At 74.6% G+C, this 14,703-nt stretch carries 21 protein-coding genes; 11 read left to right on the top strand and 10 right to left on the bottom strand.

Annotation, left to right across the window (positions count from 1 at the left end; translation table 11 throughout):
* The first annotated feature begins 514 nt into the window (after positions 1 to 514).
* From O4J56_RS21190 to O4J56_RS21200, 3 genes are read left to right on the top strand one after another with little or no spacing between them, the layout of a single operon-like run.
* Entirely contained in the window at positions 515 to 1,267 is a 753-nt protein-coding gene (locus O4J56_RS21190) for a hypothetical protein (protein WP_270688020.1), read from the top strand.
* Entirely contained in the window at positions 1,264 to 1,944 is a 681-nt protein-coding gene (locus tag O4J56_RS21195) for a DUF4166 domain-containing protein (protein WP_270688022.1), read from the top strand. The genes O4J56_RS21190 and O4J56_RS21195 overlap by 4 nt, the downstream gene beginning before the upstream one ends.
* 9 nt (positions 1,945 to 1,953) lie before the next feature.
* Positions 1,954 to 2,595 carry a TetR/AcrR family transcriptional regulator gene (locus tag O4J56_RS21200; protein ID WP_270688023.1) on the top strand — a complete coding sequence of 214 codons (642 nt, stop codon included), beginning with the start codon at positions 1,954 to 1,956 and terminating at the stop codon, positions 2,593 to 2,595.
* 28 nt (positions 2,596 to 2,623) lie between these two features.
* Here the strand turns inward: O4J56_RS21200 and O4J56_RS21205 are convergent, their stop codons facing one another.
* Both O4J56_RS21205 and O4J56_RS21210 read right to left on the bottom strand, forming a co-directional pair.
* On the bottom strand, positions 2,624 to 3,007 hold the full coding sequence (locus O4J56_RS21205; protein ID WP_270688025.1) for a VOC family protein: 384 nt from the start codon (positions 3,005 to 3,007) through the stop codon (positions 2,624 to 2,626).
* Positions 3,004 to 3,294 (bottom strand): ArsR/SmtB family transcription factor, encoded by a 291-nt coding sequence (locus tag O4J56_RS21210; RefSeq protein WP_270688026.1) that lies wholly within the window; start codon positions 3,292 to 3,294, stop codon positions 3,004 to 3,006. The genes O4J56_RS21205 and O4J56_RS21210 overlap by 4 nt, the downstream gene beginning before the upstream one ends.
* Positions 3,295 to 3,435: 141 nt before the next feature.
* Here O4J56_RS21210 and O4J56_RS21215 point away from each other — a divergent pair, with 141 nt between their 5' ends.
* Positions 3,436 to 3,987 (top strand): DUF2752 domain-containing protein, encoded by a 552-nt coding sequence (locus O4J56_RS21215; protein ID WP_270688027.1) that lies wholly within the window; start codon positions 3,436 to 3,438, stop codon positions 3,985 to 3,987.
* A 50-nt stretch (positions 3,988 to 4,037) separates the two neighbouring features.
* The gene (locus tag O4J56_RS21220; protein ID WP_270688029.1) at positions 4,038 to 4,667 is read left to right on the top strand and encodes a class I SAM-dependent methyltransferase; all 630 of its coding nucleotides are present in this window, start codon (positions 4,038 to 4,040) and stop codon (positions 4,665 to 4,667) included.
* Here O4J56_RS21220 and O4J56_RS21225 read toward each other — a convergent pair.
* Positions 4,621 to 5,154, bottom strand: coding sequence for a hypothetical protein (locus O4J56_RS21225; protein ID WP_270688031.1), 534 nt, complete (start codon positions 5,152 to 5,154; stop codon positions 4,621 to 4,623). The two genes, O4J56_RS21220 and O4J56_RS21225, sit on opposite strands and share 47 nt — an antisense overlap.
* Complete coding sequence (locus O4J56_RS21230; RefSeq protein WP_270688033.1) at positions 5,154 to 5,339, bottom strand: hypothetical protein; 186 nt, start codon at positions 5,337 to 5,339, stop codon at positions 5,154 to 5,156. Before O4J56_RS21230 ends, O4J56_RS21225 begins: the two co-directional genes overlap by 1 nt.
* 81 nt (positions 5,340 to 5,420) lie before the next feature.
* Here O4J56_RS21230 and O4J56_RS21235 point away from each other — a divergent pair, with 81 nt between their 5' ends.
* Positions 5,421 to 6,026 carry a TetR/AcrR family transcriptional regulator gene (locus O4J56_RS21235; protein ID WP_270688034.1) on the top strand — a complete coding sequence of 202 codons (606 nt, stop codon included), beginning with the start codon at positions 5,421 to 5,423 and terminating at the stop codon, positions 6,024 to 6,026.
* A gap of 299 nt (positions 6,027 to 6,325) precedes the next feature.
* Here O4J56_RS21235 and O4J56_RS21240 read toward each other — a convergent pair whose 3' ends face one another.
* The 3 genes from O4J56_RS21240 to O4J56_RS21250 are packed head-to-tail and all read right to left on the bottom strand — an operon-like array spanning position 6,326 to position 8,439.
* Positions 6,326 to 7,729 carry a dihydrolipoyl dehydrogenase family protein gene (locus tag O4J56_RS21240; RefSeq protein ID WP_270688035.1) on the bottom strand — a complete coding sequence of 468 codons (1,404 nt, stop codon included), beginning with the start codon at positions 7,727 to 7,729 and terminating at the stop codon, positions 6,326 to 6,328.
* A gap of 6 nt (positions 7,730 to 7,735) precedes the next feature.
* Positions 7,736 to 8,023, bottom strand: a complete 288-nt coding sequence (locus O4J56_RS21245) for a thioredoxin domain-containing protein (RefSeq protein ID WP_270688037.1) — start codon at positions 8,021 to 8,023, stop codon at positions 7,736 to 7,738.
* Positions 8,024 to 8,070: 47 nt separating this feature from the next.
* Positions 8,071 to 8,439: a Crp/Fnr family transcriptional regulator gene (locus O4J56_RS21250; RefSeq protein ID WP_270688038.1), complete on the bottom strand. Its 369-nt coding sequence runs from the start codon at positions 8,437 to 8,439 to the stop codon at positions 8,071 to 8,073.
* Here O4J56_RS21250 and O4J56_RS21255 point away from each other — a divergent pair.
* The 4 genes from O4J56_RS21255 to O4J56_RS21270 all read left to right on the top strand — a co-directional run bounded on the left by O4J56_RS21255 (position 8,438) and on the right by O4J56_RS21270 (position 10,333).
* Positions 8,438 to 8,641, top strand: a complete 204-nt coding sequence (locus O4J56_RS21255; RefSeq protein WP_270688039.1) for a hypothetical protein — start codon at positions 8,438 to 8,440, stop codon at positions 8,639 to 8,641. The genes O4J56_RS21250 and O4J56_RS21255 overlap by 2 nt on opposite strands.
* A gap of 119 nt (positions 8,642 to 8,760) precedes the next feature.
* A complete protein-coding gene (locus O4J56_RS21260) occupies positions 8,761 to 9,072 on the top strand; it encodes a DUF427 domain-containing protein (protein WP_270688041.1) in 312 nt (103 codons plus the stop codon).
* Positions 9,069 to 9,479, top strand: a complete 411-nt coding sequence (locus O4J56_RS21265; protein ID WP_270688043.1) for a hypothetical protein — start codon at positions 9,069 to 9,071, stop codon at positions 9,477 to 9,479. Before O4J56_RS21260 ends, O4J56_RS21265 begins: the two co-directional genes overlap by 4 nt.
* Before the next feature lie 143 nt (positions 9,480 to 9,622).
* Complete coding sequence (locus O4J56_RS21270; RefSeq protein ID WP_270688045.1) at positions 9,623 to 10,333, top strand: Crp/Fnr family transcriptional regulator; 711 nt, start codon at positions 9,623 to 9,625, stop codon at positions 10,331 to 10,333.
* Between the two features lie 9 nt (positions 10,334 to 10,342).
* Here the strand turns inward: O4J56_RS21270 and O4J56_RS21275 are convergent, their stop codons facing one another.
* The 3 genes from O4J56_RS21275 to O4J56_RS21285 all read right to left on the bottom strand — a co-directional run bounded on the left by O4J56_RS21275 (position 10,343) and on the right by O4J56_RS21285 (position 13,291).
* Complete coding sequence (locus tag O4J56_RS21275) at positions 10,343 to 11,140, bottom strand: class I SAM-dependent methyltransferase (RefSeq protein WP_270688046.1); 798 nt, start codon at positions 11,138 to 11,140, stop codon at positions 10,343 to 10,345.
* On the bottom strand, positions 11,133 to 12,752 hold the full coding sequence (locus tag O4J56_RS21280; RefSeq protein ID WP_270688048.1) for a radical SAM protein: 1,620 nt from the start codon (positions 12,750 to 12,752) through the stop codon (positions 11,133 to 11,135). Before O4J56_RS21280 ends, O4J56_RS21275 begins: the two co-directional genes overlap by 8 nt.
* 215 nt (positions 12,753 to 12,967) lie before the next feature.
* Complete coding sequence (locus tag O4J56_RS21285) at positions 12,968 to 13,291, bottom strand: glutaredoxin family protein (RefSeq protein WP_270688049.1); 324 nt, start codon at positions 13,289 to 13,291, stop codon at positions 12,968 to 12,970.
* A gap of 192 nt (positions 13,292 to 13,483) precedes the next feature.
* On the opposite strand from O4J56_RS21285, the gene O4J56_RS21290 reads away from it, so the two are divergent.
* The gene (locus O4J56_RS21290; protein ID WP_270688051.1) at positions 13,484 to 14,701 is read left to right on the top strand and encodes a DUF3179 domain-containing protein; all 1,218 of its coding nucleotides are present in this window, start codon (positions 13,484 to 13,486) and stop codon (positions 14,699 to 14,701) included.
* Positions 14,702 to 14,703: the final 2 nt, after the last annotated feature.

The raw sequence follows: 14,703 nt of genomic DNA on the forward strand, positions 1-14,703 counted from the left end.
AATGGACGCTAAAACCGGCCTGGAAGGGGCGTGTTTCCCGAGATCAACGAGGAGGGGCACCGAGGGGGCGGACGCCACGAACGCGGGCGACCGCCCACCATCCCCGCCGCGCCGCCCACCCGGACCGCGAGGGGCCCGCCGCCCGGCAAGCGGGGCCGGGGAACCGCCCCCCTCTCGCCGTCGCTGCCAACCCCGGTGACCACGCACACGCGCCGCGGACGACGGCGCTGCGCTGAGGGCCGCCCACCTTCTTCGTCGCCGCCCTCCACCCCACACCCCGTCGGCCCGACGCCCGGCCGGGACCCGCGAGCGGGGTACCAGCTCATCCCATCCGCCCATGCGCCCCGAACGCGGTGCTCAGGTAGGGACCGAACCGGTGCGCGAGGCCCAGCCCCACGCCACCCGGACGACGACCTCGTCCAGCGGCGGGCCGACGTGACCCGCCTCTCTTGAGCGAGTGCTCAAATCGGTCTACGCTGCGTTTTGAGCACCCGCTCAAACGAACGGAGGCGGCGTGGGGCTGTACGTCGAGGCACACATCCGCACCCCCATCGGCCTGCTGTGGGAGCGCACCCGGGACCCCGGTGCGCACGCCCGCTGGGACCTGCGCTTCACCGAGATCCGCCCGCTGCCCCGGCTCCCCAGCGAACCGGAGCGCTTCACCTACCGCACCCGCCTGATCGGCCCCCTGGAGGTCTCCGGCACCGGCGTCAGCGCCGGGGAGCGCGACCGCCCCGACGGCACCCGAACCTCGGCGCTGCGCTTCGCCTCGGACCACCCCCTGTCCCCCATCGCCGAGGGACGCGGTTACTGGCGCTACATCCCCGACGGGGACGGCGTGCGCTTCCTCACCGGCTACGACTACCGACCGCGCCGGGGCCGCCCCGCCCGCGCCGCCGACCGGCTCCTGGTCCGGCCGCTCATGGGGTGGGCCACCGCCTGGTCCTTCGACCGGCTGCGCCTGTGGTGCGAACGCGACCTGACCCCGGAGTCGGCCCTGCGCCGCGCCGCCGCGGAGGCGGTGCTGCGAAGCGCGAGCGCCCTGGCCGCCCTGCTCGTCGCGCCCCTCCCCGCGGCGGTCGCCGTCTGCGCTGCCGCCGCCCTGCTGCCTCCGCTGCCCTCCACCCCGGCGGCCCGGCGCTGCCTGCGGCGCCCGCCGGACGGGCGGACCGCCGCGCCGCCCGCCCTCCTCGGCCGCCTCGGCCGACCCAAACGGCCACGCCAGCCCGAACAGCCACGCCGACCCGAACGATCGGACACCACATGAAATCCGTCTTCCAGCGCGCCATGGGCGACGACTTCGACAGGCTCCACCCGCAGATGCGCCGCCGCCTCTCGGTCGGACTCGCCTCCGACGAGGCCCTCGTCGGCCACGGCACCATGGACCGCGTCTGGCGCGGCGCCCGGTTCGTCGCCCCCTTCCTGGCCGTGGGGAGCATGCGCAACATCCTCGTCCCGCGCACCGGCCGGGACGTCCCCTTCACCATCGTCAACCTGCCCTACACCGACGACGCCGGGCGCGAGGCCGTGACCTTCGTGCGCACCTTCGCCTTCCCCGGACGCCCCCGCCGCTTCGACGCGGCCATGGTCTACTCCGAGGAGCGCGGCCGCCTGGTGGACTACCTCGGCACCCACCAGCACCTGGCGTGCGACCTGCACGTGGAGGCCGACGGCGAGGGCGGGGCCGTGATCCGCTCGGACCGGCTGCGCTTGCGCGAGGGCCCCGTGGACGTGGCGGTCCCGTCCCTGATCAGCGGAGACGCGGTGGTGCGCGAGCGCTACGACCCCGACACCGGGCGCTTCCGGGTCAGCGTGCGCGTGTCCAACCGGCGCTTCGGCCCGCTGTTCGGCTACGAGGGGTCGTTCGCGGCCGTGTACCGGCCCGCCGGGTACGGCCCGCTCCCGGCCCCGCTCCGGCCGCGCCGCCAGGAGTCGCGCGTATAGTGGCGCCCCATGGCGAGCGATGACACCCGCACCAAGCTGCTCGACGGGGCCCTGGAGACCGTGGTGCGCAACGGCATCGCCAAGACCTCGGCCCGCAGCATCGCCGCCGCCGCGGGGGTGAACCAGGGGCTGATCTTCTACCACTTCGGCAGCGTCGACGAGCTGCTGGCCGCGGCCTGCAGGCACGGCGCCGAGCAGAGCGTGCTCCGCTACCGGGACCGCTTCGCCGCCGTGCGGTCCTTCGATGACCTGGCGCGCCTGGGCCGGGAGCTGCACGAGGCCGAGCGCGGCTCCGGCCACCCCGCCACCCTGGGCCAGCTGCTGACCGCGGCGCCCTCGCGGGAGTGGCTGGCCCAGGCCACCACCGCCGGGCTGCGGCTGTGGACCCGCGAGCTGGAGGCGGTGCTCGCGCGGCTGCTCCCGCGCACCCCCCTGGAGGGGCTGGTGGACGCCCGCGGCCTGGCCACGGCGCTGGCGGCCGGGTTCGTGGGGCTCGAACTGTACGAGGGCGCCGACCGGGAGGGCGCCGAGCGAGCGTTCGCCTCGCTGGAGGAGCTGGGGCGCCTGGCCTCCGTGCTGGACGACCTGGGCCCGGTCACCCGCACCGCGGTGCGCGCGCGGCTGCGGTCGGCGGCGCGGCACCGGGACTGACGGCGGGGACCGGGCCGGGTGCGGTCGGTCAGGGCCGGACGATCTGGATCAGGTTGCCGCAGGTGTCGTCGAACACGGCGCTGATCACCCCGCCCATCTCGGCCGGCTCCTGGGTGAAGCGCACCCCCAGCTCCGTGAGGCGCTCGTGCTCGGCGGCCACGTCGTCCACGGCGAACGACGCCGCCGGGATGCCGTCGTCGACGAGCGCCTTCTTGTAGGGGCCGACCGCCGGGTGGCCGTCCGGTTCCAGCAGCAGCTCGGTGCCCTCGGGCTCCTCGGAGGAGACCACCGTCAGCCACCGCGGTCCCCCCAGGGGGATGTCCGTCCTCTTCTGGAACCCCAGCACGCGCGTGTAGAAGTCCAGGGCCTTCTCCTGGTCGTCCACGAAGACGCTGGTCACATAGATCCTCATGTCGGTCCGTCCTCTCGCCCCCGAGCGGGCCACCGCTCGGCGATCTCGCGCAGCGGCGCGGTGTCGATGGTGTGGAATCGGTAGCGGCCCTCCCGCTCCACCCGGACCAGGCCGGCCTCCTCCAGCACGTCGATGTGCTGGGAGACGGCCTGCCGGGAGGAGGCGACCCCGTGCTTCATGGTGAGCCGCCCGCAGATCTCGAAGAGGGTCTGCCGGTCCCGCTCGTAGAGCTCGTCGAGCACGGCCCGCCTCGTCGGATCCGCGAGGGCGCGGTAGATGTCCGCCATACCGCGACAATAGGCAAGCAGTCACTTGCATGTCAATTCTGGAACAGGGGAAACGTTCCCCGGAGCGGGAAGCGGTATGCTCCCGGGGGCACAGGGCCGCCACGGCGGCCGCAACCGGGGGCGACACGGGGGAACCAGGCGATGGGCGAGCGACTGCCGGCGGTACTGGCGCCGATCGGGTTCACCGTCGGCGGCACCGACCGGATGCGGCTGCTCACCGTCGCCGCCGGGGGCGGCCTGGTGCTCGGCGCGGCCATGGCGGTGTTCGGGCTCCCGCCGGTCGACCTGCACGGCCCCAACCACTACGTCGGCATCATGAGCCCCACCTGCGGCGCCACCCGGTCGGTATGGGCCGCGATGAGCGGCGACTGGGCCACCTCCTGGCGCTACAACCCGCTCGGCATCCTGCTGGTCCTGGGCGCCGCGGCGACACTGGTCCGCACGGCCGTCGGCGCCGCGACCGGGCGCTGGGTCAACGTGCACATCCGCTCCGGGAGGGCACTGCTGGCGCTCACCGCCGTCGGCACCGTCGCACTGTGGATCCGCCAGCAGCTCAACGCCGACCTGGTCGGGCCGCAGCCGGGCGAGACCTTCTCCCCCGCCGGGCTCTTCGTCGCGCTCGCGGCCACCGGCGCCTACGCGCTCTACCACTTCGGCGCCCCGGCCGTGCGGCGCCGCTTTCGCCGCGCCTGAGGAGCGCGTAGAAAGGGGGGCGGAACGCCTCCGCGCAGAAGGGGACCGGCATGGACGGCGCACGCGAGGCCGCGCGCGGCTACTGGAACCAGCGGGCCGAGAGCTACGACGCGGCGATGGACAGGATCGAGGGCGTGCTCTTCGGCGACGCCCGGCGGCGGCTGTGCGAGAAGGCGCACGGCCGGACCCTCGAAGTGGGGGTGGGCACCGGGCGCGGCCTGGAGCTGTACCCGGAGGGCACCGACCTGACCTGCGTGGATCTGAGCACGGGCATGCTGGAGCACGCCCGCGAGCGCGCCGAGCGCCTCGGCGTCAAGGCCGACCTGCGCGAGGGCGACGCCCAGGACCTGCCCTTCCCCGACGCCTCCTTCGACACCGTGGTGTGCGCGCTGTCCCTGTGCTCGGTGCAGGACGTGGAGCGGGCCGTCGCCGAGATGCACCGGGTGCTGCGCCCCGGCGGGCGGCTGCTGCTCTTGGACCACGTGCGCCCCACCTCCCGGCCGCTGCTGTGGCTGGTCACCGGCGTGCAGCGCCTGATGGACCGGTTCGAGCCGGACGCGGGCGAGCGGATGCTGGGCCGCCCGCTGCCGGTGGTCGAGGAGCAGGGGTTCACCATCGACCACAGCGCCCGGTTCAGGGGCGGGATGGTGGAGATGGTCGCGGCGCACCGGCCGGAATGAGGCGCCGCCCGCGCGCCGTTCGGCCGCGCGGTTTGGCCGCTCCGAGCAGGGTGGTCCCGGCCAGCGCGGCCAGCGCCAGGCCCGCGTGCAGCACCGGGGAGGCGCTGCGCATGTCGGCGGCGTCCGCCGCCGGGTCGGCCGCGACGGCGGCCAGGCCGGCCAGCGTCGGCAGGTAGGCCGCGAGCAGCAGGGCCGCCCCGGCGGTGACCCAGAGCTTGACCGCCACCCAGTAGTGCAGGAACAGGCCCCAGCGGGTGCCGAGCGACTGCAGCACTCCGGTGGCCAGGGCCGCGGCCGCCAGCGGGAGGAGCGCGTAGCGGCCGAGGGGGTCCATCGCGAGGTAGGCCCCGCGCACCTGCGCCGGGTCGTCGGAGGCCAGGCCCACCACGCCGAGCACCAGCACCGCCGCGACGGCGCCCATCCAGCCGACCGAGACCGCGATGTGGGCGGTCAGCGCGGCCGTGCGCAGGCGCGGCGGCATGCGCATCAGGTCCCCGCCTCCACCGTGGCGGCCGGCGCCGCCTCGCCCCCGCCCGCCGAGAGGTGGCGCCCCGGGCCGTGCTCCCCGCCGCCGAAGAGCGCCAGCACGACCAGCAGCAGGGCGACGGCCGCCCCTGCGGCGATGACCGCCTTCACCCACCGGGGCATCCCTTGGCCCCGTCCGTCGTCCATGGTCCGCCTCCGGTTTTGCGAGACACTTTGTATCACTCAGGAACATAGTGCCACGAAGACGGCGGGGCGTATACTCCGAGGGTGCCGAGGCTGTGGAACGCGACGATCGAGGCCCACCGGGACCGGGTGCGCGAGGCGGTCATGGACGCCGCCTGGGAGCTCGCGCGCGAGCGGGGCCCGGCCTCGGTCACCATGTCCGGGATCGCCGAGCGGGCGGGCATCGGCCGCGCCACGCTCTACAAGTACTTCACCGACCCGGACTCCATCCTGCGCGCCCGCCACGAGGAGCACGTCACCGCGCACCTGGAGCACCTGGCCGCCATCGCCGACCGCCCCGGGCCGACGGCGGAGCGGCTGCGGGCGGCCGCCGAGGGGTACGCGGTGATCTGCCTGCACCGGGCCCGGCACTCCGCAGGCCCCGGAGCCGCGCTGTCCGCGCTGGTGCACACCGGCCCAGAGGCCGACGGCGCCCACGAGCGGCTGGTCGCCCTGTTCGCAGGGCTGGTCGGTGAGGCCGCCGGGGAGGGCGCGGTCCGCTCCGACACCGGCCCCACCGAGCTCGCGCGGTACTGCGTGCACGCGCTCACGGCCGCGGGCGGCACCGGCGGCGAGGAGGGCGCGCGCCGCCTGGCGGGGGTCGTGATCGACGGGTTGCGGCCACCGCCGCCGGAACGGTCATCGATGTGACATTCCCTCCGTTGTCCCGTGTGACCTGGGCAGACCGGCCCCATCGGGTTCCGGGACCTGCATGTCGGCACACGGAGCTTTCGGAGGGGAGCACCATGGCACGCAAGGCGGGCAAGACCGCGTCGGCCCTGGCCGCGACGGCGGCGCTGACCGGGGCGCATCCTCGGGATGGGGCCCTCTTTCCTCTCCTCGGGTCGTGTGTCCGGCATACGGTCGCCCCCGTGCCAACCGGCACGGGGGCGACGTGATTTCCGGGATTGTCGGCGTCCTGACACCTCCCGCCGGCGGCCCCGCGGGTGTCAGCCCTCGGAGTCCCCGCTCACCAGGTCGTTCAGGGCGTCCTCGATCCCCCGGTGGAACGTGGGGTAGGCGTAGATCATCGACCGGAGCACCTCGACCGGGGTGCGGGCGTGCACCGCGACCGACAGCGCGCCCAGCACCTCTCCCCCGTTGGGCCCGGCGGAGGTGGCGCCGACCAGCACGCCCTCGTCGCGGTCCTCGACCAGCTTGATGAACCCGTCGTTGCCCGCCCTGTGGATCCACCCGCGGGCGGTGGAGGGGATCCGCGCCGTTCCGGTGCGCACACCGATCCCCTGCTCGCGGGCGCGCTCCTCGGTCAGGCCCACCGCCCCCACCTCCGGGTCGGTGAAGGTGACCCGGGGCAGCGCCCGGTAGTCGGCGACGGGGCCGCCCCCGCCGGTGAGGATGTCCTGGGCGGCAATGCGCGCCTGGTAGACCGACACGTGGGTGAACTCGCCCCTGCCGACGATGTCGCCCAGGGCCCACACCCCCGGTGCCACCCGCATCCGCTCGTCCACGGGGACCGCCCGGCCGGAGGTGTCCAGGCCGATCGAGGCCAGCCCCAGCCCCTCCAGGTCCGGCCGGCGGCCCGTGGCCACGAGCAGCCGCTCGGCCTCGACCCGGCCGCCGCCGGTCTCCACCGCGAACCCGTCGGGTCCGTGCGCCACCCCGGTGATGCGCACGCCGGTGCGCACGTCCAGCCCTTCGCGCCCCAGCACGTCGGCGACCAGCTCCCCCGACTCGGGCTCCTCGGACCCCAGCAGCCGGTCGAGCGCCTCCAGCACGGTCACGCGGGTGCCGAAGCGGGCGAAGGCCTGCGCGAACTCCAGGCCGATCGGCCCGCCCCCGATCACGGCCAGCGATCCGGGCGCCTTCTCCGCACGCACCGCGTCCCGGTTGGTCCAGTACGGGACCCGGTCGAGGCCGGGGATCGGCGGTGCGAAGGGCACGGTCCCGGCGGCCACCACGACCCCGGTCCGGGCCCGGATCAGCCGCTCGCCGCCGCCGTCCTCGCGCACCCGCACCGTGTCGGCGCCCTGCAGCCGCCCCGTGCCGCGCACGAACCGCCCGCCCTGGCCCACGAAGCGGTCCACGGCGATGGTGTCGTCCCAGTCGGTGGTGGCCTCCTCCCGGATGCGGCGGGCCACGGGCGCGAAGTCGGGGAAGGCCTCGGCTCCCCCGGCCAGCTCGGGCACCCTGCGGGTCTCGGCCAGTGCGTCGGCGGCGCGCACCATCATCTTGGTGGGGATGCAGCCCCAGTAGGGGCACTCACCGCCCACAAGGGCGGCCTCCACGCCCACCACGTCCAGCCCGGCCTCGGCCAGGCTCCCGGCCAGGGCCTCGCCCCCGGGCCCCATGCCGACCACGACCACGTCCGCGGTGTCCACTTCGGTGTCGGCCATGCCGTGTCACCTTCCCATCCCCGTCGTATCGGGACGCCGCTCCCCGGCGGCGTCGAGTTCGGCGAGCAGGGCGAGCAGCCCGGCCTCTCCCCGGGCCAGGACCCGCCCGCCCATCACGAAGCAGGGCGCCGCGACGACGCCCTCGGGCACGTCCGCGCCCGGGCGGGCCATGTCGACCACCTCCACCCGGATGTGCGGCCGCATCCAGCGCAGCCGGCGCACCAGCGCGAGCGCGTGGCGGCAGTCGGGGCACCCGTCGGTGACGAACACCCGCAGCACTCGGGAACCGGACATGGCTCCTCCTCACGGCCCCGCCGGGATCCCCCTGCCCCGGCCTGTGCTCACCGCAACACCGGCGCCCGCCGTCGGCCTCCCCGCCTGTCGGGTCGCTGACAGTCCCCTTCCCCCGAACGCAGGCGCCGCAAGCCCTCGGGGTCCAGGACGGCGATGCGGCCGCGGCCCGGGCGCACCAGGCCGCGGTCGGCCATCTCGCCGAGCGCGCGCGTGGTGTCCTCGCGGGTGATGCCGGTCAGGCGGGCGAGCTGCTCATGGGTGAGGCGGATGCGCTCCAGGGCGGGGCCGCTCCCCATCAGGCCCAGAAGGGTGGCGGCGACCCGCTGGGCGGAGGAGGCGAAGGAGGCGTCGGCCAGCCGCTGCTCGCACTCGGCCAGGCGGTCACCGAGCTGGGCGATGATGGGGATGCTCACCATGATCGCGTCCATGATGGGCAGCGACAGCGCCGGGGCCGGCTACGGCGTGGTGTGGTGGGTCATCGGTCCGCTGGCCGCGATGCCGATGATGATGGGAATGCCGATGTTCTCCATCGACCGGACCGCGATGATGAGCCTGGTGGGGCACCTCGTCTACGGGCTGGTGACCGCGGTCGCGCTGTTCTTCCTGTCGCGTCGCTGACACTCCCCCGGCCGCCGGACCGCGCCCGCGGTCGACTGGGGGCACGGCGCCCGACCCGGGCACCTGGGGCCGGGCGCGCCGCCCGCCCGTACAGGAACGACGAGAAGGCAGGAACCGCCATGATCCGCGCCGTGTGGAACGGCACCGTGCTCGCCGAGGCCGAGCGCACCGTCGTGGTCGAGGGCAACCACTACTTCCCGCCCGATTCGGTGGCCCGCGAGCACTTCTCCGAGTCCCGCCTGCGCACGGTGTGCCCATGGAAGGGGATCGCCCGCTACTACGACGTCACCATCGACGGCCAGACCTACCCCGACGCGGCCTGGTACTACCCGCGGCCGTTCGTCTTCGCCCGAAGGATCAAGGGGCACGTGGCGTTCTGGCCGGGCGTGGCGATCGAAGCCACCGAGGGGACCGCCGGGGGCCGCCGGTGAGCCTGCAGCGCCCCGGAAGGGACTTCATCGGCCCGGGTGGGCCCAAGGGCGGGGGCGGCGCATCCGGCCGCCCCCGCCTCCCCATGTGGCGGATCGGCCTGACGGGCGGGCTGGCGGGCATGCTGTGCTGCGTCGGCCCCACGGTGCTGGCGCTGCTGGGCGTGGTCGGCGCCGGGACCGCGTTCGCGTGGGCGACGGCGCTCTACGACGGGTACGCCTGGTGGTTCCGGCTGGGCGGCCTGGCCGTGATGGCCCTGCTGGTGTGGTGGTCGCTGCGCAGGAGGGGCGCCTGTACCCGGGAGGGGGTGCGCTCGGTGCGCGGGCGCCTGCTGGGGACCCTCGCCGTGGCGGCGGGCACCTATGCGGTGCTGTACGCGGTGACGACCTGGCTGGGCACCTTCGCCTGACCACCCTCCGACCCACCGGGCCCGCTCCCCCTGTCCCCGCACAGTGTCCCCGCGCAGTGTCCCCGCGATGCGCTCCCCACGCCGCCGCCGTCCCCGGTAGTTTTCGAGGTGCGGAAGCGTGCGGCGCAGGCGGGAGCGGTGCGATGACGGGCATGGAGCGGGCCCTGAGCCTGCTGGGCGGGCAGGCCGACCCGCGCCTTCAGCAGGCGGCCTGGGTGGCCCGATGCGTGGGCCGCGGTGCCGCGGCCCCGCTGACATCGCAGGACGTGGCGGCGCTGGCGGCGACCCTGCAACGGCACAGCGTGCCGCGCGGCGGCGCCGCCTACGGCCCACGCGACGACCGTTCCGGGGTGTGGATCGTGCGCGCGGGCCGGCTGGAGCTGACGGCGGGCTCGGGGACGGGCCGGGTGGTCGTGCAGATCCTGCGCGGCGGAGACGTGGACGGCGACATCCAGCTCCTGCTGGACATGCCCTTCCCCTACACCGCCCGCGCGCTGGAGGACGCCGAGCTGCTGCACCTGCGCCCGGAGGACTTCGAGAAGCTGCTGGCCACCCACCCGGCGATCGCCCGACGGTGGCTGTCGAGCGTCGCCGAGCGGCTGAACACCAGCCACATGCGCATCCTGGGCCTGTTGGGCAAGTCGCTGGTCTGGCAGACGTCGCGGCTGCTGCTGGACGAGGCCGACGAGGGCGCGGTGCACCTGCCCCAGCGCACCATCGCCGCCATGCTGGGCGTGCGCCGCCCCTCCTTGAACAAGGTCCTGAAGGACCTGGAGAAGGAGGGGCTGATCGCGCTGCGCTACTCGGCGATCGACATCCTCGACGAGAAGGGGCTCGCCAAGCGCGGGGCCTGAGCGGACGGGCTAAGCGGGCTTCTCCGCGAAGAACAGTGCGTACCCCACGCGGCCCTCCCCCACCGCGCGGCGGGCGGCCTCCAGGTAGGGCGCGACGGCCCCGGCGTCCACGCCCGCCTCGGCCAACCGGTCGGGCGCGGTCATGGCCAGCACCCGCAGCCGCGCCTCGATCCGGTCGATCATCCTCTCCAGCGCCGCGTCGCGCCGTTCGACGAGGCCGACCCGCAGCCCCGCCCCTTCGAGCAGCTCCAGGTACCCCGCCGTGGGCAGGGCGTCGGCGATGCACGCGATCCACCCGGCGATCCCGGCCAGCTCGCGCGGCAGCCCGCCCTCCACCACCACGTCGGTCACCCCGAGGCGGCCCCCGGGCCGCAACACGCGCGCGAACTCGGCCGCGGCGGCCCGTTTGCCGGGGAAGGTGCACAGCGCGCACTCGCACACCAGGGCGTCGTAGGCGCCGTCGGGTACCGGCAGGTGCTCGGCGTCGCCGTGCAGGAACGCCACCCGGTCCTCCAGCCCCGCCTCACGGGTGAGCGCCCGCGCGCGCTCCAGCGTGGTCCCGCCCAGGTCGACACCGTCCACGCGGGCACCGCGCTCGGCCGCCAGAAGCCGGGCGGTGGCGCCCGGCCCGCAGGCCGCATCGAGCACGCGGTCCCCGGTGCCCACGCGCAGCGACCCGGCCATCTCCCGGGTCAGGGCGAGCCCGCCGGGGTGGTAGGCCTCGCCCAGGAGCAGCGCCACCGCGTCGGTGCCATAGGCCGCCGCGCAGCAGGACTTGACCTCGTCGGCAGGTGAGGCGTCAGGCATCGCCGCCGCCCTCCTCCTGCCCGGCGGGACGCGCGATCCGCGACCCGTAGGGCGACTCGATGGTGACCGCGGAAAGCTCCCGCGCGTTGGGCACGACCGGGGCGACGTCCACCCCCGACATCTTCGCCCGCACCTCCTCCCTGTAGCCGACCGAGTTGTAGGCGCAGAAGGGGATGATGCGCCCGTCGGGGGTGATCTCCTCGACGCAGCACTTCATGAGCTGGCGCACGTTGAGGGTGTAGGGGTCCTGGAAGTCCTGCAGGACGATCATGAACGCCTTGTCGCCCAGGTCCTTGGCGGCCTCGGGCAGGTCGATGCCGCACGCCTCGCACTCGGCGGCGGCCGTGGCGGCGGCCGCCTGCAGGCTGTCCATGGTGCCGGGGGTGCCCATGAACGCCGACGCGCTCCACAGCCGCTCCAGGGCGGTGCGCAGCGCGGGGTCGGGCAGGACACGGTTGCTGACGTAGTCCAGGTGCTCCTCGATGTCGACGAGGCGCGGGATGGGGACCACGTCGGTGCTGCCGTCCGGCTTGCGGTCCACCAGCAGGTAGGTGATGGACCGGCAGGTGGGGAAGCAGCACGGCACGGGGAAGAAGTCGCCGGGCTTGAACCACTCCGGGCACTGCTCGTTGATCAGCTCCATGACGTCGGAGTTGGTCAGCCTGGTGAGGGGGTCGAACTCCGCGTGCCGCCCCGAGTGGGTGACCGGCTGGAAGGAGACCGACCGCACCGCCGGGTGGTCGATGCCGTACCGGATGATGTCGCCGACCTCGTGCTCGTTGAGGCCGCGCTCGATCGCCGCGACCAGGGTGACGGTCAGCCCGGCCTCGGCGCAGGCGTCCAGCGCGCGGCGCTTGCGCTCGCGCAGGTCCTTGCCGCGGATGGCCGTGTGGGTGGCCTCGTCGAACCCGTCGAACTGCAGGTAGATGTTCACCGACGTGCCATTGCGCCCGTTGCGCTCGCCCAGCGCGGCGGCGAACCGGCGGTCGGTGGCCAGCCGGATGCCGTTGGTGTTGATGTTGACGACCTTGATCGGCCGCTCCTGGGCCATGTCGACGAAGTCCAGGATGTGCTTGTGGATGGTGGGCTCTCCCCCGGAGAACATCACCACCTCGGGCTCGCCCTCGGCCTCGACGAAGGTGTCGAGCATGAGGGCGCACTGCTCGCGGGTGATCGAATAACCGCCCTCCCGTCGCCCGCCACCACCCTCAACGGACACCGCTCCGCGGCGCGGTTTCCCCTGTTGGTGCCCGGAATCGGCGAAACAGATCGGGCAGTCCAGGTTGCACGCGGTGTTGACCTCGATGATGCCCAGGCAGGCGTGCTGCTTGTGCTCCGGGCACAGCCCGCAGTCCTTCGGGCACCCGTCCTTGACCTCGGTCTGGAAGGCGAGCGGCAGGGTCCCGGGCTTGTTGAACCGGGCCGACTCGGTGTAGGCCCGCGCGTCCCCGTACACCAGGGCCTCGAAGGTCCCGTGCTCGGCGCAGCGCTTGCGCAGGTACACCTTGTCGTCACGGATGTTGACCTGTGCGTCCACCACGTCCTTGCAGACCGGGCAGATGCTCCGTGTGAACTCGACGAACACTTCGTCGCGGTCTCGTCTGTCCGCCACGCGCGGCACCCGTCCTCTCCGTCGGCGGCCCCGAACACGCGGAGGGAGCGGTGCGGTCCCGCCGCCGGGGCACGGTGGCGGCGGGACCGCCCACTCCCCACAGCCCGTCGGCGGGGCCTGCTCCGGGCGGGCCGCGCATCGAAGCCCACCCCACACCGGTGCGCGCGGGCGGCCGATTGTCGCCTGGGCGACAGTATCGGCGTGCGCTGGGCCCCTCAGGCGCCCAACACGCGGGCGAAGAAGCCCCGGACCCCTCCCCTGCGCTCGGCCTCCACGTGGGGGGCGTGCTCGCGGACCGCGCGCACCACCGCGCCCACGGAGGGATTGACCATCTCATCCCTGCCGACCACCACCGTGGGCACGGTCTCGTCCCCGCCGGTGATGGCGCGCACGCGCGCCGCCGCTTCGTCGTCGGCCCAGATGTTCACCTCGTCCAGCCGCACGCCCGCGGCGCGCAGCCCACCGCGCAGCGCGTAGCAGAAGGGGCATCCCGGCCGCCAGTACATGACCGCCTCGGTGCCGCCCTCGTGCTCGGTCATCGCAGCTCTCCCGCCTGTCTCTCGCCGGTCGTCGTGTCCGGCCATGCTGGCCCCGCGCCGCCGGGGCACCCGCATATCTGTTCGGGCGCTGACACATCGCCGCGGCGGGACCGGTTCCGAATACCAGTCTGGAGGCCCGGCGGCCACAGGGACAGGCCGCCGGAACGGGACGCGGCGAGGGAGGCGGGCCAGATGCGGATCGTTCGGAGCGCACGAGCCCTCGCCGCGTCCGCCGCGGTGCTCGCCCTGGCGGCGACGGCGTGCGCCTCCCCGGTCGGGGACGGCGCGCAGGGGGGAGCCGCCTCGGGTGGGCCCGTCCTGGAGCGGGGACCATTGGAGGAGGGGGTGGTCTCCGCCCTGGACGACCCGGACGCCGAAGGGCTGCCCGAGCCGCTCATCGACACCGGCCTGCTGGTCGGCGGCGGGCCGCCCGCCGACGGCATCCCGGCGCTGAGCACACCCGCCTTCGAGGACGCCGCCGGGGTGGACTGGCTGGAGGACTCCGAGGGCGTGCTGGCGGTCGAGGTGGACGGCGACGCCCGCGCCTACCCGGTGCGCATCATGGTCTGGCACGAGATCGTCGACGACGTCGTCGGCGGCGAGCCGGTGTCGGTCACCTACTGCCCGCTGTGCGATTCGGCGCTGGGCTTCCACCGGCGGGTGGGCGCCCGGGTGCTCGACTTCGGCGTGTCGGGGCTGCTGTACAACTCCGACCTGGTGATGTTCGACCGGCAGACGCACTCGCTGTGGCCGCAGATCGAGGGCCGCGCGGTCGCCGGTGAGCTGGCCGGCACCGAGTTGGAGCGGATCTCGGTGCAGGTCCTGCCCTGGGAGCGGTGGCGCGAGGAGCACCCCGACGGCCTGGTGCTCAGCCAGGACACCGGCTACGAACGGGCGTACGGCTCCAGCCCCTACCCCGGCTACGACGACCCCGACAGCACGCCCCACTTCCTGGAGGGCGACGCCGACGGCCGCCTGCCCGCCAAGGCCCGGGTGGTCGGCCTCGGCTCGGGCGGCGACGCGGTGGCCGTCCCGGTGGAGGAGATCGGGGAGGACGGCGCCGGGGCCTTCCGGCTGGAGGTCGGCGGCGGCCCCGTCGTCGTCCTGGCCGAGCCCGGGGCGGCGTCCGCGCTCGACGCCGGGCTGGTGGCCGAGGGGCGCGCCACGGCGCGCACGGGCGCCTTCCGGCCCGAGGCCGGCGGGCGGGAGTTGACCCTGACCGCCTCCGGGGACGGTTTCACCGACGCCGAGACCGGCAGCGCGTGGAACGTGCGCGGCGAGGCGGTCGGCGGCCCGCTGGAGGGCGAGCAGTTGGAACCGGTGGACAAGGTCGACACGTTCTGGTTCGCCTGGGCCGCCTTCGAGCCGGACACCGCGGTGCACACCGACGGCCCGGCCGGGCCCGGGTGAGT

This window comes from Nocardiopsis endophytica (genome assembly GCF_027706725.1).
GTDB classification, from domain to species: domain Bacteria; phylum Actinomycetota; class Actinomycetes; order Streptosporangiales; family Streptosporangiaceae; genus Nocardiopsis_A; species Nocardiopsis_A endophytica.